The sequence below is a fragment of the Hominisplanchenecus murintestinalis genome, from assembly GCF_943193015.1.
Lineage (GTDB): Bacteria > Bacillota > Clostridia > Lachnospirales > Lachnospiraceae > Hominisplanchenecus_A > Hominisplanchenecus_A murintestinalis.
Genome location: NZ_CALPCM010000036.1, coordinates 1 through 20,809 on the forward strand (window position 1 = coordinate 1; position 20,809 = coordinate 20,809).

Genomic DNA, 20,809 nt, shown 5'->3' on the forward strand with positions numbered 1-20,809 from the left:
GTAACACCTTCCTTTTCATTATATTGAATATATCATTTATTTCCTGTTTGGTGTTACAACTTTATTATACCATCTCAGTTCAGAAACGCTTGTAGAGGACAGGGCGGCATTGCAGGAGCATGACGGGCTGTTCGGCGTGGAAAAAGGCGATTGGAACGCTTATAAGGAATACCAGTCCATGAAGCAGGAATTGGAGGACAGCGAGCCTAACCGGGAAGCACAGCTTTTATATGGCAATGAGGGAAGGTATGGCATCTATCAGCTTAAAGATTCAGCGGAAACAAGGGATATTCGCTTTATGGATATGGATTACCTTGAAAAAGAAGGTATTCCGGTTCCCAGAGAGAATTACACCCTTGTCTATACCGGGGAGCTTACGGAGGGCATGAGCCTTGAGGATATTTATACCAAGTTCAACATAGACCACCCGGCAGATTTTACCGGGCATTCCCTTTCCGTAAGCGATGTGGTGGTGCTGCATCAGGACGGGGAAAACACAAGCCATTATGTGGATTCCGTTGGTTACAGGGAGATACCGGAGTTTACAAAGGAGCTTTCGGTATCGGCGGAAATCAGCACAGAAAAAGATGCGGTCAGGGAGGAAACAGCGGAAATCCCGGCAGAAGCAGCGGCAGAACATACAGCGGCAGAAAATACAATGGCAGAGCCGGACAATGACAAAGTTTCCTATTATGTCATTGAGGATTTATCCACCTGGGCGGAGAACAGCCCGGAAAAAAGCAGGCTGGAGCGTTTTGAGAGCCTTCCGGAAGCAATGGCGAAATTCACAGAGTACCGGGGAAAGGAAACAGAGGACAAGCCGGATATGGCGAGGGCAACTTTGGGATTTAGCGTCAATGGCAGCGAATTTGACCTGATTCACGTCAGAAACCATGAAAACTGTCTGTCACTGGATTTTACGCACAGCAGGACGGCAGAGGAAAGCAGCCGCTTCATGGAGGATTTGCAGACTTTAAATCACGAGGTCGGCTTTGACAAGGTACGGGTTCACCGGGAAATGTCACCGGAGGAAATCAAGGATTTTGTGAAACAGCGGTTTGAGTACCAGCTAAAGAGCAGCGGTCTTGACGATATTTCCCTTTATATGGACAGGTTTGATGCCCTCTATGAACAGGGGAAAATGGAACACCTCATGCCCACAGCTAACCAGAAGCATATCGTGGAAGATGTACCGTTTACGGAGTGGGAAAATCCGTACATAGACACCAAAAGCCAGACAATGGGCAGAGAAGAAACAGAGCTTGCCTTCCGTCTGGCAGACCGTTATATCAGTATTCAGGAAGCCACTGAGGGATATGATTACACCATTTATGATATGAACTACCGGGAACTGGACGGGGGCGTATATGACAATCCGGACATAACAATCAGACAGGCACTTGACGAGATTGTGACGGATTTGAAAGAGCCTATGCACAGGAGCAGTCTGGAGGGCAGTATCCGCACTGACGATGAACTGATACCGATTGATTATGACGAACTGACAGAGAAAGCGGAGCAGGAAGCAAAACATGGGATTGAAAACCGTATCCGGAAGGATGCGGAGGAACGTAAGGCGGTGGCAGATTTTAAAGCCAGGACAGAGGAATTATTTCATGGCATCAACGGGCAGACACAGGAGGATATAGAGCTGAGTGTCTACGCTTATTTGCAGTCCAAAATTGACGAGTATGGGATAAATATAGAGCTTGTTGATGTAGCAGTATCCGGAAGCCGGTGCAGAGGTTTGGAGGAAGCTGCTTCTGACCTTGACGTGGTGGTGGAGTACCGGGGAAGGGAAAGCGAAGATGACCTGTTCAATGCCTTTAACGAGGACGGTTTTACAATCGGCGGCGTTAAGGTAGACATCAATCCTATTACGGAGGGCAAGACTGGGACGCTTGGGGAATATCTTCCGGGTGTGGAAGCCTATCTTGAGGAAAAACGAGCCGCCATGCAGGAGAAAGCCGCAGAGCAGGCACAGGAGGGAAAACAGACGGCTGTTACCCTTACAGTGGCGGAGTGCGGGGAGTTTCATAATTTCGGAGAATACCATGAGAATATCGCAGGCGTGGAGGAAGCAATCGCCATTTTCAACCGGATACCGCCGGAGAGGATGAACGGTATCCCAAGCATCGGCATCAATATCCATACAGAGGGGACAGAAAGCTATGAGGACACGCAGATGGATATTGTTTCGGGCAGAGTTGCGGATTTGGAGATTCTGGACTATGTGCCGGATATTACGGACAATCCGAAGGCGGTGGAGGTCATTGCGGAGCTGATCGACAAGCTGCCGGATATGGAGGTTAGGGGTTCCCTGGAGAAGTGGCAGGCGGCTTTCCTTGCTGCGGAGATAGACCAGCTTTCCTACAACTACGACACTGTTCAGTACAATCAGACAGTGGAGGACAGGGAAGCGCAAATAGCGAACATCACAGAGGACATCAGGAACGGGAATACCGGGTATCTGAATGATTTCCTCAATGCGCTCATTTCAGACAGTATCTGGGAAGGCATGACGGATATTTTCGGGAAAGGGACGGAGCTTGATGACAGTGAGGGCGTACAGACCGCAAGGAAGGCGAAGGAGCTGTTAGATAAGCTGGCGGAATACAAGCCGCTTGCAAAGATTGAGGAACTGGAAGAATGTAACTATAACATGATTGATAACGTCCTGAACAATGAGAAGCCAAAAGAAGAAAAGCAAGCAGGCAGAATTTCCATAAAGGAAAAACTGGCGGAGAAAAAAGCGGTCATCGAGCAGAGGGATAAGTCAGATAAGGAAGTCCCTGAAAAGGGAACAGAGAAAAAATCAGAGAGGGAGATATAAGCGATGGATAAATTTACAGTGGAAGAAATCAATTTGATGTGTGTGTTTGAGGGGCAGGACAGGACGGGCATGATTGCTGATATAAAGAATGTGATTCCCCATATACAGGACAGTGACATGGTGGAGCTTGCCGGACAGGTTTTAGGGAAACTGGAAACCATGAGCGATGCGGAATTTACAGAGGTGGCATTGGAAGCGGCGGAGTGATTGACGCAAATCTTTTATAGCATTATTCGACATAACGTGCTATAATTCTCTTAGTCAGATTAGAACGAGTAGGGATAGTCTGCGGTTGTCCTTTCTGGAAACGGAAAGGAGGTCGGTATGAATACGTTAGAAGTGCTTACGTTGGTGCTGGTGATTTTTGCAGCCTTGACATACATAGACAATAAACACAACCGCAAGTAACGGAAAAGGCTATCTTCTACTGCCATAGAGGATAGCCTTGTAATCCGTATTTTTTACGCTTTATAAGTTTCCGATTGTGCAACCGTCGGACACGCTAATATCCTTCGGCTTCTAAGATGATTATAAACCAACACTGCGAATTTTGCAAGAGGGTTTAGGGAATGGGGGTGCTTCGGCACTCCTGTTTTTTTGCAGATTTGTAGACTATATTACAGGAATATGGTCTTGTCTGCAAGGAATTTTTTTGTTTTTTATAACAAGGTAGGAAGAAATGGGTGGGATTCCGTCGCCTTCGGCATTGTGGGCAATGTGTATAACTTCCCGTTTTATGGAGCTGTGGGCAACACTGTTTGCAGGATGTGGGAAAGCTGCCCTTTGCTTTTCCACATGCTGTGAATGGTGTTGTCCATAGCGGAATGGGGAGTTATGCACATTTCCACGATGCTCTTTTGCTTTTAAAGCCTTTTTCAGACAGGGAATTACCGGGAAGGGTTATTATCCCGGTCAGGCTGTTCCTGTGCGCTTTTTGTCGGCTCTGTGCGCCCTAAATACTGGTTCAGGTTCTCCAGTTTCCGGTTCAGCGATTTCAGCTCTTTTTCACAATTTTTGTATGTGACGGTCAGTTCTTTTTTCTGTGCGGTCAGCTCCTGATATTCCGCTTTCAGCTTGTCAATGTTCAAGCCTTTTAAGGGGATGCCCGCCTGTTCCAGCATACGCCTTGCGCCGCCATAAAGGATGATCTGGCTCTCATGCTTACGGAAATAAGCGTCAGGATTTTTGGACTTCTTATAGGCGATATGATACGCTTTATTTGCCTTGTACTGCTCCGCATATTTGATGATTTCCGCAAGGTCTTTGATGCGGTTCTCCAGCTTGCGGACAGTCTGCTTTGCTTCCTTCCCGGTGGCGGCTGTGGTGGCGATTTTCTGTTCCAGTTCTTTTATAGAGCCAGCTTCATTATATGCCTGTGCCGCAATCTTTAAATTCTCTACCGCCGCCCACCTCTGCAGCCCCGGACTGTTCTGAAATTTCTCATCAGAGGTGTCAATTAATCTCTTATTTGCGTAATCCCTTTTCGGGATAACTGCTTTTCGCTCCCGCTTTAATTCAATCCGTTCTTTGATGCGCTCCTTCGTGTATTCCTTTCCGAGTGACTTGATGCTGCCACGCACAAAACGGTCTTTGCCAAGTGGACGGAAGGAGATAAATTTGAGGGCGTCTTCCCCAAAAGTTTCGCCTTTTATCTCATAGCCTTTCGCCCGCATCAGGAGCAGAAATTCTTCATAGGTAGACGATGCTTTTATGGCGGCGTTGATGTCTTTTCTTATCTGCGTTTTCCATGCTGTCCCGCTTTTATCTGCCTGCCATTCGTTGTATTTTTTACCACGCTCCCCACCGGGGATAATGACGGAAAGGTTATGCTCGTTGCACAGCTCGTCACTTAATTTTCGGATGCGGTAATAGCTCTGCTTGCAATCATGGTATTTGTCATGTTCTATGTTGTCAGCAGCACAGAAAATGATATGGTTATGGACGTGACCTTTATCAATATGTGTGGTGACAACATAAGAAAATTTTCCCTCTAAAACCTTGTCGGCAAGTTCCTTCCCGATCTGGTGCGCTTCCTCAAAGCTGACCTCACCGGGAGCGAAAGCCTGTATCAGATGATAGGCTTTATTGGGGCTGTTTTCCCGGCAGTGGTCTAAGGTATATTTAAAGTCAATCGCTGCGGTTTCCGGCGCACAGGCATAGGAAGAAATGTAGATGCTTTCATCTGTCTTGTCCGGGTTGCATATGTAGGCTACCGCTTTATCAACGGTTGCTGTGATAGCATGGATTTTTGTGACTGCCATACCTGTTTCATCAACTCCTTTACTTCGTCCATATCTTCCTGATAGACGTGGTTTGTGCTGTTAATCCTCTTTGCAATCTGGTTCAGGTTAGAGCTGATTCGCCCCAGTTCCGTATTGTATTCCCGCAAAAAACTGTAATCCACGTCATAGACATATCCGTATAAAATCAGCTTCCGTATAAAAGCCGATTTGCTTTTCATGCCGGACAGCTTAAACTTCTCATCAAGGATGTACTGCTCTTTGTCATCTAAGTGAAATTCATTCCGGTTGGTGCGTATCCTGTTTGCCATTTTTACATCGTCCTTTCTAAATTTGGGCATAAAAAAACTGCTGTAACTTGTTCGGTTTACAACAGTCTGGTTTCGTGTCTGTTCAGTTGTTTTGGATAGAATTATCCATGTGTTATTGTAGCAAATCTGCGGAAGAAGGTCAAGGACTTGCAGAGAAAAAGAGGAAAGAAAAGCAAAGAGGGTTAGGGATACTTCCCTATGGAAATTTCATCATACGGACGGTAGGGAAGTATGGGGAATTTTGCCTGTGTGTCCGTACATAGGCAGTGCTTGCTATTCTTGTCTTTCGACACTCCCGGAGGGTGTGTCGCTTTAAGCTCTTTCATACTATCATATAGGGTAGTTGCTACCTAAAAAGTGCGTTCTTGTATTGACAGCGGCAGAATGTTATTTTTAAGTCTGAATAAGAAGGAAAGGATATGGGATGATGAAAAATATAGAAATTGGCTCAATTCGTCCGCCGTCAGAGAGTGAAAGCCTGCTTGTCCGAGTGACCAGAGGATGCCATTGGAATAAGTGCTATTTTTGTGGACTATACAAATCTATGAATTTTTCCATGCGTCCGATTGAAGATACCATACAGGATATTAAGGAACAGGCGGCATTATATCAGGGAAGAAAATTCAAATCATGTTTTTTGCAGGACGGGGATGCGCTGGTATTAAAAACGGATTATCTGCTCCGTATTTTGGATGCGCTAAATAAGTATTTTCCTGATTTGGAGTATATAACTTCCTATGCTCGTGCAGACAGTATCACACGAAAAAGCCCGGTAGAATTACAGGAGCTTCGGCAAGCCGGACTGAACCATTTGTACTGTGGAATGGAAACCGGATCGGATAAGATATTACAGCTTATCAATAAAGGTTTTCATGCAGATACAGTTGTGAAAAGCGGGTGTATGGCAAAAGACGCAGGCATGATATTATCAGAGTTTATATTGCTTGGGATTGGTGGAAAGGAACATTCAGAGGAAAATGCAATCCAGACAGCGGATGCGCTGAACATGATTCAGCCGGATTTTATTCGTGTCCATGCAACCGGAATAAAGCCGGAGTCCAAAATGTGGGAGTTTGTTCAGGAAGGTTCTTTTACATTACAGTCAGAGGAAGAAATTATGATAGAGCAGAAATTATTCTTGGAGAAGCTGCTTGAAATGGACAGCTATTATGTGAATGAACATATCATCAACCTGTTGCTGGAGATTAGAGGGAATTTGCGGACAGATAAATTAGAAATGCTGTCTGCAATAAATAAATTTTTAGGATTGCCGGAAGATGAAAAACTTCTATTCATTGTAGGCAGGCGGCTTAACATTTTCTTTATGCTGGATGATTTGAAAAAGCCTAAACAGTATCAAAAAGCACAGGAATGTATGGAGAAGATTTTACAGAAAAATCCGCAGGTAGATTTCACCAGACTTTGTAATTATGTCAGGCAATCACAGATTTAGGATAATAAGAGAACCCGCATAGCTGTTTCAAGTTTGCTGTGCAGGTTCTTTTTTGTCATAAGGATAGTCAATAAAATAATTATTTTTTGCTTTGGGAAGGACAGCATACGGGCTGTATATCCAATCCGTCCAAATATGCTGTTCCCCAATCACACATGGCGTTCAGTACAGGTATGATGCTTTTCCCAAAGGCAGTAAGAGAGTAGATTGTTTTAGGCGGTTTTTCAGGAATCACTTCTCTGTTTATCATGCCGCAATCTTCTAAATCATGGAGCTGACCGGAGAGCATTTTGGGGGTTGCATTTGGGATAAGGCGTTGCAGTTCCATGTAGTGTAATGGCTGTGATTTTAAATGCCACAATACCAGCGGTTTATATTTCCCTCCAATCAGGGACAGGGTAGCTTCTACGGGACAGTTAAATTGTTTTTGTTCTGCTTTCATTTTGGTTCTCCTAACTGCAAGGGTGCTATCTTTTTTGAAAGTATCTATCAAAAAAGTGCAATCTTGCGGAATTATATTTCAGCGTTACAATAGAGTTGTCAGTTGGTTTGGCATACTAAATATAACATAAGAAAGGACTTGATACTATGGATTTTTTAAACATTGCAAAACAGCGTTTCTCTGTACGCAGCTACACAGATCAGGCGGTGGAAAAGGAAAAACTGGATAAGATTCTGGAAGCTGCCCATGTAGCTCCAACCGCCGCTAACCTCCAGCCTGTGCATCTGATTGTGGTGCAAAGCAAAGAGGGACTTGAAAAAATAGGACAGGGGGCAAATCTTTACGGTGCGCCGCTGGCAATCATCGTCTGCGCTGACCATGAAAAGGCATGGGTGCGCCCGTTTGATAAGAAGCAGACAGGTGATATTGATACCTCCATTCTGACAGACCACATGATGCTTCAGGCTACGGAGTTGGGACTTGGCTCTGTATGGATTTGCTATTTCAAGCCGGATGTTATCCGCAGGGAATTTGGACTTCCTGAAAATCTGGAACCCGTCAATATCCTTGCGGTTGGTTATTCGGATGAAGAAGCCGCTGATCCGGAACGCCATTCGGAGATGCGTATTCCGATAAACCAGTTAGTATCCTACGAAAATCTGTAATGGGAGCGATTGCAAATATTTGAACATAATGGGCAGTGCGCACAGCGTACTGTCCGTTGTCTTTTATGGATACCGTTCAGAAATATGCGCATATGTTTCTTCCAAAATCCATTGAATGTGTTCGTCCTGAATACTGTAAAAGACCTTTTTGCCTTCCTTGCGTGAACGGACTAACCTTGCAATGCGAAGTTCATGTAGTTGATGGGATATAGCAGATTCAGTGACTTCGATTTTCTTTGCAAGTTCGCTCACACAATATTCCTGCTTCATCAAATGCCAGAGTATTTTCATTCGGGTGTAATCGCCCATTGCTTTGTGTAATTCTGTTAATTGTTCCAGTTCGGAAGAATTGGGGACAGAAAAAATTGTTTTGTTTGTTTGATTCATAGTGTTGCTCCAATCTTATGTATACCCTTTCGGGCATTCCGTAATCCATACTCCTTCGGAGTGGGCGTTGCACGACAAGGTATAAGCTGTTTGACAGACCATAGGTATATGAGTATCATAATTTTATCTGGAAGGGGGTGGTTAAATGCCACACTATAACTTACCTCACAATCATGGACAGAATATTGAGAAAGTCCTAGATAAGATTCCACCTGCAGAACGGTTCAAAGATATAGCGTTTTTGTTCCAGCAATTAGACGATCCTACAAGGTTGCGGATTTTGTGGCTGTTATGCCATTGTGAGGAATGTGTCTGCAATATAGCGGCGGCTGTTGGTATGAGCGCACCTGCTGTGTCGCACCACCTTCGGGCTTTAAAGAAAAGCGGGATTATATCAAGCCGGAGGGAAGGAAAGGAAGTATACTATTCTCTGTCTAAAACGCCACAGGCGAAATTGCTGCACCGTTCCATAGATGCTTTGTTTGAAATGTCCTGTCCAACCGATATTTAAGAAAATGCGCTACCTTGTGGGGTGTAGCGCATTTCTGTTGTGTTTTTAAATTGACTTTAATCAGAAACGGGGGATATTTTTACCCGCATTGCCCGGATTGCGTTCAAGATTGCAATAACGGAAACACCAACATCGGCAAATACCGCCGCCCACATATTGGCATATCCTAAAGCTCCTAAAATCAACACTAAAAACTTAATTCCCAAAGCAAATACAATGTTCTGGTTTGCGATGCGGATTGTCTTTCGGGCAATCTTCATAACTGCGGCAATTTTTGAAGGCTCATCTGTCATTAAGACCACATCTGCGGCTTCGATAGCGGCATCAGAGCCAAGACCACCCATAGCGATACCGACATCTGCCCTTGCCAGTACGGGGGCATCATTGATTCCGTCCCCGACAAAGACAAGTTTGCCTTTTTCTGTTTTTTCCCTTAACAGTGCTTCTACCCGGTCAACTTTGTCGGCGGGGAGCAGCTCGGTATAAGCCTGATCCAGTCCAAGACGCCCCGAAACTTTCTGCCCTACTGCGTCAGCATCTCCGGTAAGCATAACCGTTTTCCGTATGCCGGAGGATTTGAGCTGGCGGATTGCAGACGGAGCGTCCTGCTTGATTTCATCTTCTATGACAATGGAACCGGAATATTTTCCGTCACAGGCGAGATAAATCACTGTTCCAACAGCGCCGGAAGGCTGGTAGCGGATATGTTCCCGTTCCATGAGTTTTGCGTTTCCCGCAAGGACTTTCTTTCCGTCTATGACTGCCTGTACACCATGACCTGCAATTTCCTGAACATCGGATATGCGGTTTTGTACGATTTTTTTGCCATAGGCTTTTTTGATAGAAGCAGAAATAGGGTGGTTGGAGTAATCCTCTGCGTATGCGGCAAGCTCTAAAAGCTGTGATTCGTCCATGCCAATAGGATGGATTTCACTGACTGCAAAAGAGCCTTTTGTGAGTGTGCCTGTCTTATCAAATACAACCATTTCAGCATGAGCTAAGGATTCCAGATAATTACTGCCTTTTACAAGGACACCGATTTTCGATGCGCCGCCGATGCCGCCAAAGAAACTTAACGGGATAGAGATTACCAGCGCACAAGGGCAGGAGATTACAAGGAACGTCAAAGCACGATAAATCCATATGCTAAAGGACTGACCAGTGATAACAGGCGGCAATATGGCAAGAGCCAAAGCTGCAAATACCACTGCCGGGGTGTAGTAACGTGCAAAACGTGTGATAAAATTCTCTGTCTTTCCTTTTTTATCGCTTGCATTTTCTACTAAATCAAGAATTTTTGCTACGGTGGATTCTCCGAACTCTTTTGTTGTGCGGATAGATAAAATACCTGTCTGGTTGATGCAGCCACTGATGACTTCCGCACCCGGAGCAACTTCACGAGGCATGGATTCTCCAGTCAGTGCAGAGGTATCCAAAGCAGAAACGCCATTTATAATGATACCGTCCAGAGGGATTCGCTCGCCGGGTTTTACAACAATGGTATTTCCAATAGAAACTTCTTCTGGATCAACCTGTACCAGTTTCCCGTCCCGTTCCACATTTGCGTAATCCGGTCGGATGTCCATTAGGCTTGCAATGGATTTACGGGATTTGGAAACCGCATAAGACTGAAACCATTCCCCTACCTGATAAAACAGCATAACTGCTACGCCTTCTGAATGTTCCCCTAAAATCAGTGCGCCAATCGTTGCAATCGTCATCAGGAAATTTTCGTCAAATACCTGACCGCTTAATATGTTTGTAATGGCTTTCCAGACAATATCCCAACCGATTATTACATAACAGGCTAAGAATATGCCCATTTCCACCTGCTCTGGAAGATGGAGCAGACTGCCTGCAAGAAACAGGACTGCCGCTGCAATAATGCGGATCAATAAATGTTTTTGTTTTCGTGTCATTAGAATACTCCTTTCATAATTCAGGCATTTTCGTTTTGAAAAAACACCGGATGCCAGAAATGACAGCCGGTGTCCGGTTCGTGCCGCATCATGCCCGTCAAAGAACACGATACTTTTGACAGATGCCACCTAACGGTTATGCCTGAGTTTTTATGCTTTTACCGTTACGTCCGGCTCGATTTTTTTAATCAGTGCCTTTGCTTCATTCAATATGGTGTCAAACCTGTCATCGGGTGCTTCCAGTACCATTTTTTGACCGAGGAAGTTGACGGATACACTGGTTACACCGTCAATCTTCTGTACTGCGTTCTGAATCTTATCTGCACAGTGACCGCAATCCAAGTCGATAAGTTTGATTGTTTTTTTCATGGGAATAATCCACCTTTCTAAAATGTTTTTGTTGGTTTGGCATGGCTGAACAATTAAAGAAATGTTTAATCGTTCAGCGCAAAGTATAGCCACCAATCGGCTATAAGTCAATGGTTTTGAAGTCGGTATTCCTCTTTGGAGCATAAAACCTCCTGATTGGATTTTTGCAAAAAAAGAAATTTCTTTTCGGATAAAAAAAGCTCCTTTTCAGAGCGGACAAAAGGAAAATCGGGTGTTTATAATGATAAACGGTAACAGCCCAATTCCCTACGGGGGAGGGGTACAACAAACTGTTACAAATATAGAAAAGAAAGAAGGGATAATTTTGCAAAAGGAGCAATTTGACATTACGGGTATGACCTGTTCCGCCTGCTCTGCAAGAATTGAGAAAAGCGTGGCGAAGCTGCCGGGGATACAGGAGGTATCTGTAAACCTGCTAAAAAACAGTATGGTTGCTTCTTATGATGAGTCTGTTTTGGATACGGAGGGAATTGTGCAGGCAGTTGAAAAAGCCGGGTACGGGGCATTTCCCAAATCGGTTCAGAATAAGGGGCAGACTGTAAACGCTTCTGCGAAGCGAACAGCGCAACCGGAAGCAAACACAGCACAGAAAGAATATGCGCAGATGAAAAAGCGGCTGCTTCTGTCGGCGTTGTTTACCATTCCATTGTTCTACATATCTATGGGGCATATGATGGGGTGGATACTTCCGGAGGGGCTGCTCGGCATGGAAAATGCGATGAGTTTTGCATTTACGCAGTTCCTGTTGCTGATTCCGGTAGTATTTATCAACTTTAAATATTACCGTATGGGTTTTAAGACGCTGTTTCATGGTTCACCGAATATGGATTCCCTGATTGCCATTGGCTCCGGGGCGGCAATCGTCTATGGCATCTATGCCATTTATAAAATCGGCATAGGGTTCGGGCATGGCGATATGGAAACCGTACACAGCTTTATGATGGATTTGTATTTTGAATCCGCTGGTATGATTCTGACACTTATAACATTGGGTAAGACATTAGAAGCTCGTGCAAAAGGAAAGACCTCCGATGCCATTACAAAACTGATGAACCTTGCGCCCAAGACCGCCACAGTGGAGAGGGACGGAATGGAAATACAGGTTCCGGTAGAGGAAGTACAGGCAGGAGAAATTTTAGTTGTAAAAGCGGGGGAGTCCATTCCGGTAGACGGGGTTATCGTGGAAGGCGTTTCTTCTGTGGATGAATCAGCCCTGACCGGGGAGAGCATACCTGTGGAAAAGCAGACCGGGGATAAAGTAATCGGTGCAACAATCAATAAATCCGGTTATTTTAAAATGCAGGCTACAAAAGTAGGGGATGATACCACACTGGCACAGATCGTGCGGCTTGTGGATGAAGCAACCAGTTCCAAAGCGCCTATCGCAAAGATGGCGGATAAGGTCAGCGGGGTATTCGTTCCGGTGGTTATCAGCATTGCCTTAATTGCGGTTATAGTATGGCTACTTGCGGGGTATGGATTTGAATTTGCCCTTTCTATTGGTATCTCTATTCTCGTTATATCCTGTCCTTGCGCACTTGGATTGGCAACACCTACCGCAATCATGGTAGGCACAGGGAAGGGGGCATCAAATGGCATTTTGATTAAGTCGGCGGAAGCTCTGGAGGTAGCGCATAACATTGATACGGTCGTTTTGGATAAGACCGGGACAATCACACAGGGAACGCCTGTGGTAACGAATGTGCTTGTAAAAGAGGGGATTTCACAAAATGAACTCCTGCAGGTTGCCGCTTCTCTGGAAAAAATGTCGGAACACCCACTTGCGGATGCGATTGTGGAGGAAGCAGAAAAGAATGCTTTAGGTTTTCTGCCTGTAAATAACTTTAAGCAGATTCCGGGACAGGGGATTATGGGAGAAATCCAAAATGTTATCTGCCTTGCCGGAAACCGCCGCCTGATGTCTGCACAGGGCATAGAGGGAGGTGCGCTGCTCCAGCTTGGGGAAGCAATGGCTGTGGACGGAAAAACACCATTATTCTTTGCAAGGGGTGGACAGCTTATCGGTGTGGTGGCTGTGGCAGATGTGGTAAAGCCTACCAGTAAGCAGGCAATACAGGAATTATCCGGCTTAGGAATGGAGGTTGTCATGCTTACTGGGGACAATGCCAAGACTGCGGAAGCAATCAGAAAGCAGGTGGGCGTAGACCGGGTGGTTGCCGAAGTGTTCCCGCAGGATAAGGAAAAGGAAATCCGGCGTTTACAGGAAAAGGGCAGGAAGGTAGCTATGGTTGGGGATGGCATCAATGATGCGCCTGCGCTTGCAAGGGCAGATGTAGGAATTGCTATCGGGGCAGGTACGGATGTGGCGATTGAATCAGCGGATATTGTATTGATGAAAAGTGACCTTTTGGACGTGTCCACCGCTGTCCAGTTAAGCAAGGCGGTTATCCGCAACATCAAGCAAAACCTGTTTTGGGCGTTTATCTATAATATCATTGGTATTCCGGTTGCGGCGGGGGTATTTTACCTGTCCTTCGGCTTGAAGTTAAACCCAATGATCGGAGCCTTTGCAATGAGTTTCAGCTCTGTCTTTGTGGTGTCAAATGCCTTGCGGCTTCGCTGGTTCAAAGCAAAGCATCTTGCAAGACCGGAACAGGAAGAAACATATAACAGCAGTCAGATAATTTTATCAAAAAAAGGTGAAGGAGAAAAGAACATGGAAAAATTATTGAAGATTGAAGGAATGGTTTGCGGGAACTGTGTAAAACACGTTTCTAAGGCGTTAATGGAGATTGAGGGTGTTTCGGATGTCAATGTGCAACTGGAAACAAAAACAGCATTGGTACAGATGCGCCATGCGGTATCAGAGGACAGGCTGAAAACAGCGGTTGAAGATGCTGGTTATCAGCTCATAAGTGTTCAATAGCCGGGTTGCCTATGAAAGCAAAAAAAGGAAATGTCACCCATAAACTGAAAATTGCGAAAGGTCAGTTAGACGGTATCCTGCAAATGATAGAGGAAGATCGTTACTGCGTGGATATATCAAATCAGCTTTTAGCGACACAGGCATTATTAAAGAGTGCTAACCAACAGATTTTACAGGCACATATCCGTAACTGTGTCCGGGAAGCGTTACAGACCGATGCGGAAAACCCGAAACTGGAGGAAGCGTTGCAGCTATTGGAAAAAATGGTGCAATAGAGCAGATATTTCCGATTGGAGCAAAAGTCCTTCGGATAAGAGCAGACAAAAGGGATTGACTTTTAATATACTCTATATGGTTAGGCATGGCTAATATAGATATAAGGAGGAAACATGATGAAACAGTCACTTGACACAAGGACAAAATTATTGACGAAAAGTCCGTTTCCCCTCATGCTGGAGCTTAGTATACCTGCGGTTCTTGGCATGGTGGTTGTAGGACTTTATAACATGATGGATTCCATTTTTGTAGGGCAGATGGTAGGCGCAGCGCAAATGGGGGCGGTATCCGTATCTTATCCATTTACGCTCATCAATGCGGGTTCAGCGGCGATGTTGGGGGTAGGCTCTGCTTCGGTGCTATCTCGTGCGATTGGAAAGAAGGATCAGGACACCGTAAAAAAGATTATGGGAAACCTGATTGCAATGGTGCTTCTGCTGTCCGTTATTTATACTGTGATAGGTATGGTATTTACCCGCCAGCTTTTATCTTTGGCAGGCGCAAGCGACAATATCCTGAACTATGCGGAAAAGTATCTGCGTATTGTGTTTGCAGGAAGCCTGTTTGTGAACTTCTTCCAGAGTGCGAATATGGTCATTCGTGGGGAAGGGCAGCTTAAAAAGGCAATGGCTATTATAGCAAGCGGGGCAATCCTGAACATTATCCTTGATCCGATTTTTATTACGGTTTTAAAGCCTTACGGGTTGGGAGTGGAAGCGGCTGCGTATGCAACGATTTTTTCACAGTTCATTCAGGCGGTGATTACATTATGGTATTTTAAGAAGAAAAGCGTAAATGTAAAAATCGGACGGATACATATTGACGGGGAATTACTGCCGCAGGTTCTGGCGGTTGGTGTTTCTGCTTTGCTGATGCAGGTTTTGACACTGGTACAGCAAACGGTGATTTATCGTGTGGCATCTGTGTATGGCGGGGAAAATTCGCAGATATTGTTAGGAGCTGCACTGCGTTTCTGGAACTTCTCGTTTGTTCCTCTTTGGGGTATCAGTCAGGGATTTCAGCCAGCCGCAGGGACAAACTACGGTGCGAAAGATTATGACCGGGTAAAGAAATTGACAGGTGTATTCATTACGGCGGCAACAGTGTTGTCCTTACTGTTCTACATTCCGGTTGAATTATTCCCGGATAAGGTGCTTTCTATGTTTATTACAACACCGGGCGTGGCGGCTTCGGGGGCAACGAATTTCCGGATCATGTTCAGTACCTATATTTTACAGGGTAGTTTCCTGATTGCGGTAACGCTGTTCCAGTCGTTAGGAAAGGCAAATAAGGCTACTTGGCTGGTATTGTTCCGACAGATTATTTTGTTTATCCCGCTTTGTGTGGTTTTGCCGATGATTGGCGGCATGGGGATTCGTGGTGTCTGGCTTGCGATTGCCCTGACCGATGCGGTTCTGGTTGTGATTACGGTTTTGATGATGCTTTCAGAGTTTCGCAAGATGCCGGAAACAAAATAGAGTGAGGAAATGTATATTGAGCCGATACTTTGTCTGATAAGGTATTGGCTCTTTTCTTTGTTTGCACAATCGGTGGAGATAGAATATAATTCTAATTGGAGTGTAAATTCTACCGATTGGAGCAGTATATTATGAAGAAAAGATATATAATAGAGGATGCCAGAAAACATCTGGCGGAACAGATTAACAGTATAGAAGGAATAGAGAGGACTGCCATGCAGGAAAACTTAGTGAAAAACACAAAAGGGCTGTCTGCGGTTATTCCGAAGGATAATGACGGATATTGTACGGTCTATAAAATGGATTGTGCCGATGGTTTAGGACTGATGACAGTTTATCAGGTTTATCCGGGCATACAGCTTATTTACAATGATTTTGAAGCAACAGGCTGTGAATGGGAAGGTACGCTTGGGAAGAATATATTGGAAATCAACCATTGCAGAGAAGGGCGTGAGGGAAGCAAATTGTTAAGCGGTTCCTGTCTGTATCTTGGGGAGGGTGATATGTCCATTCATACAATGGATAACTGTGCTTCCGAAATGGCGTTTCCATTAAAGCATTACCGGGGAATTTCCGTTGTTATCAATTTGGAGCTGGTATCAGAATATCCGCCGCAGACTTTGGCAGAAAGCGGAATTGATATATTGGAATTTAAGGAAAAGTTTTGTGCAGATGGAAATTGCTTTATTATGCGGGCGAAGGATGAAATCGAGCATATCTTTTCGGAGCTTTATTCTGTTCCGGACTGTCTGCAAAAGCCATATTTTAAGCTAAAGGTGCAGGAGCTTCTTCTTTTCCTCTGCATGGTGGACGTAACAAAAGAGAAACAGCGGGAAATGTATACTTCGCCGCAGGTGGAGATTGTCAAGGAAATCCATAAAAAGTTAATTTCCAACTTGCAGGAGCGTTTTACGATTGAGGAGCTTTCCAAAGAATACCTTATCAATACAGCTACTTTAAAAGCCACATTTAAAGGAATTTATGGACAGCCTATCGGAACTTACATGAAAGAATACCGCATGAAACAGGCGGCTGTGCTTCTTCGGCAGACGAAAAGCACAATAGCGGAGATCGCAAATCAGGTGGGATATGAGAACCAGAGCAAGTTTTCAACAGCTTTTCGGGATATATTGAAGATAACACCTGCAGAATACCGCAAACAAAATGCCAGTGAATAAGCTGGAATGAGAAGCAGCATAGCATAATGGGAAGGGAGGTTGTTTTGGAGGTTAGAATGAAGATAAGACAAATTGGTTTATCAGTGTTAGGCAGGTGGTTATAATGGGTAAGGTGATGATACTGTCTTTTTCGGAGGATGAGGAAGAAGTCTGCCAGAGAATGTTGCAGATTATAAGCGAAAGCCCCCGCTTTGAAGGCTGTAATGTGCTTCAAATGGAAAAACACCTTAGTATCGGAGAAATGAAGCTGAACTTAGCAGAGAAAAATGTGGTCATACATGGTGCGGAGGTTATGCTTACCAATAGGGAGTTTGAAATACTGTATTTGTTAGCGCAGAGTCCTGGCAGGATATTCAGTAAAGAGCAGATCTATGATATTATCTGGCAGGAGCCGTATTCCGGCGATTACAATATTGTCATGAGCCATATCCGCCACATAAGGGAGAAAATAGAGGACAATCCGGGCAAGCCGCTTTACATACAGACCGTATGGGGCATTGGCTATCGGTTCAACAAAAATTTAAGCAGCAGTCTGTGATGTGAAAACAGATTGCTGCTTATTTTTTGTCCTGTACGCCTAAAAGGTATTCACAGGATACATCGAAAAACTCTGCCAGAGCTACCACTTCATAATCCGGGACAAACCTTGTTCCCTTTTCAATCCGTAAAACAGTCAGGTCGCTAAATTCATATCCGGCAAGCTGGAGCTGTTCGGCAAGAGCTTTCTGGGATAGCTTTCTTTCCGTCCGCAGTTCCATAACCCTTTGACCGATTAGGTTTTTGGAGTTGTTTTCCTTATTCCAATAGATTTTAATATCCTACCACCAACTTTCTAAAGATGAAGTCCCCTACCATTGATTTTACGAAATATTGTTGATAATATACTTCTAAAGATGAAGTGTAAGGGAATTATCTTGTGGAAAGAGAATTAGGGATTGATAATACTGCCTGTAAAATACAATAATATTTTTAACAGAGAAAGGTGGAAACAAGCATGAATGAAGTTTTTGAAACATTGTCGGATGTCTTTGAGGAGCTGCGCAGCGAATCGGAGGACAGGGAGTATTCCGTCCAGACGGAGGAAGCAAAAGCAGCCAGCCGGGAACTGAAAAAGAAGCAGAAGGCATTTGAAGCATATCTTTCCAAGCTGCCGAAAGAGGACAGGGAGTTTTTGGAGGATTATATGGATGCAGTGGATCATGCCCATTATAAGGAGGAACAGAGGGCATATTATCAGGGGTTTGTGGACAGTGTACAGGTTCTTGACGGACTTGGTATTATAAAAAAGCGTATGCGGATAAAGGAGCTTCTTAAAAAATACAGTAGCTAGATAAAGAGGTGGCTGGCAGGACAGAAGGCGAGCCACCTTTTCTTATGGTTCAGAAAAATCCAGAAATACTCACGAAAAAATTCAGATGTTGGGGATATTCTATTCTTTGGGATGTTTGTATGTCCGAAGATAGGCTTCCACAATAGCGAGTATCGTTGTAATTTGTTCCTCCGTACATTGTGACAGATAGACCAGCAGACGCTTGTAGTCAAGATTGTCTGCCGGGGCGTCCGGATAGAAAAACGGATCGGCGGAAATATGTAAGGCTCGTATGAGCTGCCCTAGCTTTTCAATGCTTGGCACGTTCCCATGATTTTCGATTTCCTTGATATAGCGGGAGGAAACGCCGGATTTTTCAGCCAGTTCTTCATAGGTCAGCTTCTGGTCGGTTCTAGCCTTCTTCAGACGGAATCCCATTTCCTTGTCAATTTTCTTTTTTCTTGCCATATATGCACCTCCATGTATAGTGTATATTGCACATTTCGCTTTGAAAATGCACTAATAAATCACTTTATCAGAGGGGCATAATGCACACATAAGAATAAAAAGACTTTGGATATTGCATATAAAAAAACGCAGTATCCAGAGGTTTTTTGCGTGGCTTTTATCCTTTGGGTACGTTTAGGGGAATTTATGTGTTCTAAACGGTCTGAGGGATATTTTTTTGACTTTATGAACCTGTCCGGCTTCGGGCGTGGAAAGGCTCTTTTATAAGGTGTTTTACAGGCAGTAAGACAGGATACACCCTGACAAGTGAATTATGCGCTCCCGTAGCATGTGGAAAAAACAGAATAACAGATATGAATAACGTCCAGCGGGCATTTTGCCTGTCCGGGCGTTTTTTATATATTAAAAATTTTCGTAAGAAAAATTTTGTCCACCCGAACATTCGCCATGCCCCGTTGGGGAGATATAGGCGGAAGGGGAAAGGCTCATGCCTTTGTCACGTCACAACGGGGGAGGAGGTGAACTCGTATGAAGAAACCTTCTTTCCACGATGAAATGACAATCCGGCATCAGTTTGACCGTCTGTGTCAAATGTAGCTCAAAGGTGAAGCCGCCAGCTATTACAGATATATAGAATACCGCAGGCGGCATGAAGCCATGTTCTCTGAACTGTCTGAAAAGGAGTTGAACCGGTTGTTTGTTATGGATGAGTATGGAGTGGAAAACAGTCATTTCACAGTGTATGGATATGACATTGAGGTGAAAGATGCCCTGATTGCGGAAGCATTACAGGCTCTCTCAGAACGGAAGCGGAATGTGATACTGCTTTCTTATTTTCTGGAGATGAGTGATGCGGACATCGCAAGGGAGATGAACCTTGTCCGCAGCACAGTCCATGAAGACCGGACACGCTCGCTTGAGATTTTAAAGAAGATTATGGAGGGAAAAGCGGATGAAAAAGAGATGTAAGAGCAGAGAAGAAAAAAATTTGTTGCCTTTCCATATCATTAAGGCAGCATCAGAGGGTGACGTAATGGCAATCAATACAGTGTTAAAGCATTATGAAGGATACATAATTTCCCTGTCCACCCGGAAGATGTATGACGAGAGTGGGCGGCTTCATTTCTGTATTGATGAAACGCTTCGCCGGAGATTGGAAACCAAGCTGATTACAAAGATACTGGCGTTTGAAGCGGTATAAAGGGCGGTAAATTACCCTTTTCCATAGCTGACAGATTTACAGCGGTGTACCTTGAAAATTGAATATACAATAACCTCACAGGACGTGAGAAACTGTGGAGCTACGCAGCAGATACGCTAGGACTGTCTGTTCCGGTAAGGAATTGAAAGTGAAGAAGCATCTGATGATGTTGAAGCAAAGGCACGAGCGAAAAAATATCAGTGTTGGAGTAGAAAACTTCCTGTATAGGAAGCGGGGATTCTATTGGCGAAGAAGCAGTTTCGTGATAATGATACTTCTGGCGAAAGTCAGTCACATAGAAAAGATGATGGTGCAAGTCCAATGTGGGCAGGTTTCCCGCCTGTCACCTGTGAGGATATTTTTAATATGTTTATCAATGAAAGTTTATCTTACAGACGAATTTTCATTGATAAACATATCAAAAAATAATGATTTGGCGTGGGACATGATACATATAGGACAAGCAGATGTCAATATAATGGAATGTGGAAAAGTGAAAGAGGTGTATGTATATTGAGCATAGAAGAAATGAAAAATGTGGATGTAAGGACAGTAAAAAGGGAGGAACTTGCAGATATAAGAGAAGTGGAAGTAAATAAAAGGAAAAGCCGGGAAGGACAGATTAAGGACTATCTCGAACAGATTAAGAATCCTTACTGTTATAGATATGGGGAATATGTTGTTAAGATTGGCTTTGAGGATACAACAGTGACACTTACGGATCGGCTGCAGGAGCTGATATTAAAAACTGCCAGTGCAATGTGAAACTTTCACAAGTGAAATTGCGTATTTCTTCATTGGACAAAAGCGGGAATCTGTGCTAAACTATATTCAGGACTAAATTCATATGTGGAACCCTGA

The 20,809-nt window shown here is 44.3% G+C and carries 22 protein-coding genes and 1 pseudogene; 15 read left to right on the forward strand and 8 right to left on the reverse strand.

Annotated features, from left to right (window positions below; all coding sequences use genetic code 11):
* Positions 1 to 109: 109 nt before the first annotated feature.
* Complete coding sequence (locus NFR99_RS11400; RefSeq protein ID WP_330642192.1) at positions 110 to 2,833, forward strand: YodL domain-containing protein; 2,724 nt, start codon at positions 110 to 112, stop codon at positions 2,831 to 2,833.
* Positions 2,834 to 2,836: 3 nt separating this feature from the next.
* Complete coding sequence (locus NFR99_RS11405) at positions 2,837 to 3,040, forward strand: transposon-transfer assisting family protein (protein WP_115624078.1); 204 nt, start codon at positions 2,837 to 2,839, stop codon at positions 3,038 to 3,040.
* A gap of 680 nt (positions 3,041 to 3,720) precedes the next feature.
* On the opposite strand, the gene NFR99_RS11410 is transcribed toward NFR99_RS11405, so the two are convergent.
* Positions 3,721 to 5,094, reverse strand: a complete 1,374-nt coding sequence (locus NFR99_RS11410; protein ID WP_251353660.1) for a relaxase/mobilization nuclease domain-containing protein — start codon at positions 5,092 to 5,094, stop codon at positions 3,721 to 3,723.
* On the reverse strand, positions 5,043 to 5,384 hold the full coding sequence (locus tag NFR99_RS11415) for a plasmid mobilization protein (RefSeq protein WP_251353670.1): 342 nt from the start codon (positions 5,382 to 5,384) through the stop codon (positions 5,043 to 5,045). The genes NFR99_RS11410 and NFR99_RS11415 overlap by 52 nt, the downstream gene beginning before the upstream one ends.
* A gap of 424 nt (positions 5,385 to 5,808) precedes the next feature.
* On the opposite strand from NFR99_RS11415, the gene NFR99_RS11420 reads away from it, so the two are divergent.
* The gene (locus tag NFR99_RS11420) at positions 5,809 to 6,837 is read left to right on the forward strand and encodes a radical SAM protein (protein WP_330642194.1); all 1,029 of its coding nucleotides are present in this window, start codon (positions 5,809 to 5,811) and stop codon (positions 6,835 to 6,837) included.
* 79 nt (positions 6,838 to 6,916) lie between these two features.
* Here the strand turns inward: NFR99_RS11420 and NFR99_RS11425 are convergent, their stop codons facing one another.
* Positions 6,917 to 7,279 carry a winged helix-turn-helix transcriptional regulator gene (locus tag NFR99_RS11425; protein ID WP_160285241.1) on the reverse strand — a complete coding sequence of 121 codons (363 nt, stop codon included), beginning with the start codon at positions 7,277 to 7,279 and terminating at the stop codon, positions 6,917 to 6,919.
* Positions 7,280 to 7,425: 146 nt separating this feature from the next.
* Here NFR99_RS11425 and NFR99_RS11430 point away from each other — a divergent pair, with 146 nt between their 5' ends.
* Positions 7,426 to 7,944 (forward strand): nitroreductase family protein, encoded by a 519-nt coding sequence (locus NFR99_RS11430; RefSeq protein WP_016221896.1) that lies wholly within the window; start codon positions 7,426 to 7,428, stop codon positions 7,942 to 7,944.
* 63 nt (positions 7,945 to 8,007) lie between these two features.
* Here NFR99_RS11430 and NFR99_RS11435 read toward each other — a convergent pair whose 3' ends face one another.
* A complete protein-coding gene (locus NFR99_RS11435) occupies positions 8,008 to 8,331 on the reverse strand; it encodes an ArsR/SmtB family transcription factor (RefSeq protein WP_016221897.1) in 324 nt (107 codons plus the stop codon).
* 145 nt (positions 8,332 to 8,476) lie between these two features.
* Between NFR99_RS11435 and NFR99_RS11440 the strand changes: the two genes are divergently transcribed.
* Complete coding sequence (locus NFR99_RS11440; protein ID WP_016221898.1) at positions 8,477 to 8,842, forward strand: ArsR/SmtB family transcription factor; 366 nt, start codon at positions 8,477 to 8,479, stop codon at positions 8,840 to 8,842.
* A gap of 56 nt (positions 8,843 to 8,898) precedes the next feature.
* Here NFR99_RS11440 and NFR99_RS11445 read toward each other — a convergent pair whose 3' ends face one another.
* Together NFR99_RS11445 and NFR99_RS11450 are read right to left on the reverse strand one after the other, a co-directional pair.
* Positions 8,899 to 10,761: a heavy metal translocating P-type ATPase gene (locus NFR99_RS11445; protein WP_251353661.1), complete on the reverse strand. Its 1,863-nt coding sequence runs from the start codon at positions 10,759 to 10,761 to the stop codon at positions 8,899 to 8,901.
* 150 nt (positions 10,762 to 10,911) lie between these two features.
* The gene (locus NFR99_RS11450; RefSeq protein ID WP_120438611.1) at positions 10,912 to 11,130 is read right to left on the reverse strand and encodes a heavy-metal-associated domain-containing protein; all 219 of its coding nucleotides are present in this window, start codon (positions 11,128 to 11,130) and stop codon (positions 10,912 to 10,914) included.
* Positions 11,131 to 11,455: 325 nt separating this feature from the next.
* On the opposite strand from NFR99_RS11450, the gene NFR99_RS11455 reads away from it, so the two are divergent.
* From NFR99_RS11455 to NFR99_RS11475, 5 genes are all read left to right on the forward strand, one after another.
* Positions 11,456 to 14,038, forward strand: a complete 2,583-nt coding sequence (locus NFR99_RS11455; protein ID WP_251353662.1) for a heavy metal translocating P-type ATPase — start codon at positions 11,456 to 11,458, stop codon at positions 14,036 to 14,038.
* Positions 14,039 to 14,049: 11 nt separating this feature from the next.
* Positions 14,050 to 14,313: a metal-sensing transcriptional repressor gene (locus NFR99_RS11460; protein ID WP_016221903.1), complete on the forward strand. Its 264-nt coding sequence runs from the start codon at positions 14,050 to 14,052 to the stop codon at positions 14,311 to 14,313.
* A gap of 117 nt (positions 14,314 to 14,430) precedes the next feature.
* A complete protein-coding gene (locus tag NFR99_RS11465; protein ID WP_251353672.1) occupies positions 14,431 to 15,792 on the forward strand; it encodes an MATE family efflux transporter in 1,362 nt (453 codons plus the stop codon).
* A gap of 131 nt (positions 15,793 to 15,923) precedes the next feature.
* Positions 15,924 to 16,970 carry a helix-turn-helix domain-containing protein gene (locus NFR99_RS11470; protein ID WP_251353663.1) on the forward strand — a complete coding sequence of 349 codons (1,047 nt, stop codon included), beginning with the start codon at positions 15,924 to 15,926 and terminating at the stop codon, positions 16,968 to 16,970.
* Between the two features lie 103 nt (positions 16,971 to 17,073).
* On the forward strand, positions 17,074 to 17,508 hold the full coding sequence (locus NFR99_RS11475) for a winged helix-turn-helix domain-containing protein (RefSeq protein WP_251353664.1): 435 nt from the start codon (positions 17,074 to 17,076) through the stop codon (positions 17,506 to 17,508).
* 19 nt (positions 17,509 to 17,527) lie between these two features.
* Here the strand turns inward: NFR99_RS11475 and NFR99_RS11480 are convergent, their stop codons facing one another.
* Entirely contained in the window at positions 17,528 to 17,785 is a 258-nt protein-coding gene (locus NFR99_RS11480) for a helix-turn-helix domain-containing protein (protein WP_251353673.1), read from the reverse strand.
* A 179-nt stretch (positions 17,786 to 17,964) separates the two neighbouring features.
* Between NFR99_RS11480 and NFR99_RS11485 the strand changes: the two genes are divergently transcribed.
* On the forward strand, positions 17,965 to 18,300 hold the full coding sequence (locus tag NFR99_RS11485; RefSeq protein ID WP_251353665.1) for a hypothetical protein: 336 nt from the start codon (positions 17,965 to 17,967) through the stop codon (positions 18,298 to 18,300).
* 99 nt (positions 18,301 to 18,399) lie between these two features.
* Here the strand turns inward: NFR99_RS11485 and NFR99_RS11490 are convergent, their stop codons facing one another.
* Positions 18,400 to 18,747, reverse strand: a complete 348-nt coding sequence (locus tag NFR99_RS11490; RefSeq protein WP_016300151.1) for a helix-turn-helix domain-containing protein — start codon at positions 18,745 to 18,747, stop codon at positions 18,400 to 18,402.
* Positions 18,748 to 19,275: 528 nt separating this feature from the next.
* Between NFR99_RS11490 and NFR99_RS11495 the strand changes: the two are divergent.
* From NFR99_RS11495 to NFR99_RS11510, 4 genes and pseudogenes are all read left to right on the forward strand, one after another.
* Positions 19,276 to 19,716 (forward strand): annotated as a pseudogene (locus tag NFR99_RS11495) (RNA polymerase sigma factor).
* A complete protein-coding gene (locus NFR99_RS11500) occupies positions 19,700 to 19,948 on the forward strand; it encodes a helix-turn-helix domain-containing protein (RefSeq protein ID WP_251353666.1) in 249 nt (82 codons plus the stop codon). Before NFR99_RS11495 ends, NFR99_RS11500 begins: the two are co-directional and overlap by 17 nt.
* A gap of 243 nt (positions 19,949 to 20,191) precedes the next feature.
* Positions 20,192 to 20,377 carry a hypothetical protein gene (locus NFR99_RS11505; protein ID WP_147407919.1) on the forward strand — a complete coding sequence of 62 codons (186 nt, stop codon included), beginning with the start codon at positions 20,192 to 20,194 and terminating at the stop codon, positions 20,375 to 20,377.
* Between the two features lie 84 nt (positions 20,378 to 20,461).
* Positions 20,462 to 20,713, forward strand: coding sequence for a DUF6870 family protein (locus NFR99_RS11510; RefSeq protein WP_022741022.1), 252 nt, complete (start codon positions 20,462 to 20,464; stop codon positions 20,711 to 20,713).
* The last annotated feature ends 96 nt before the right edge of the window (positions 20,714 to 20,809 follow it).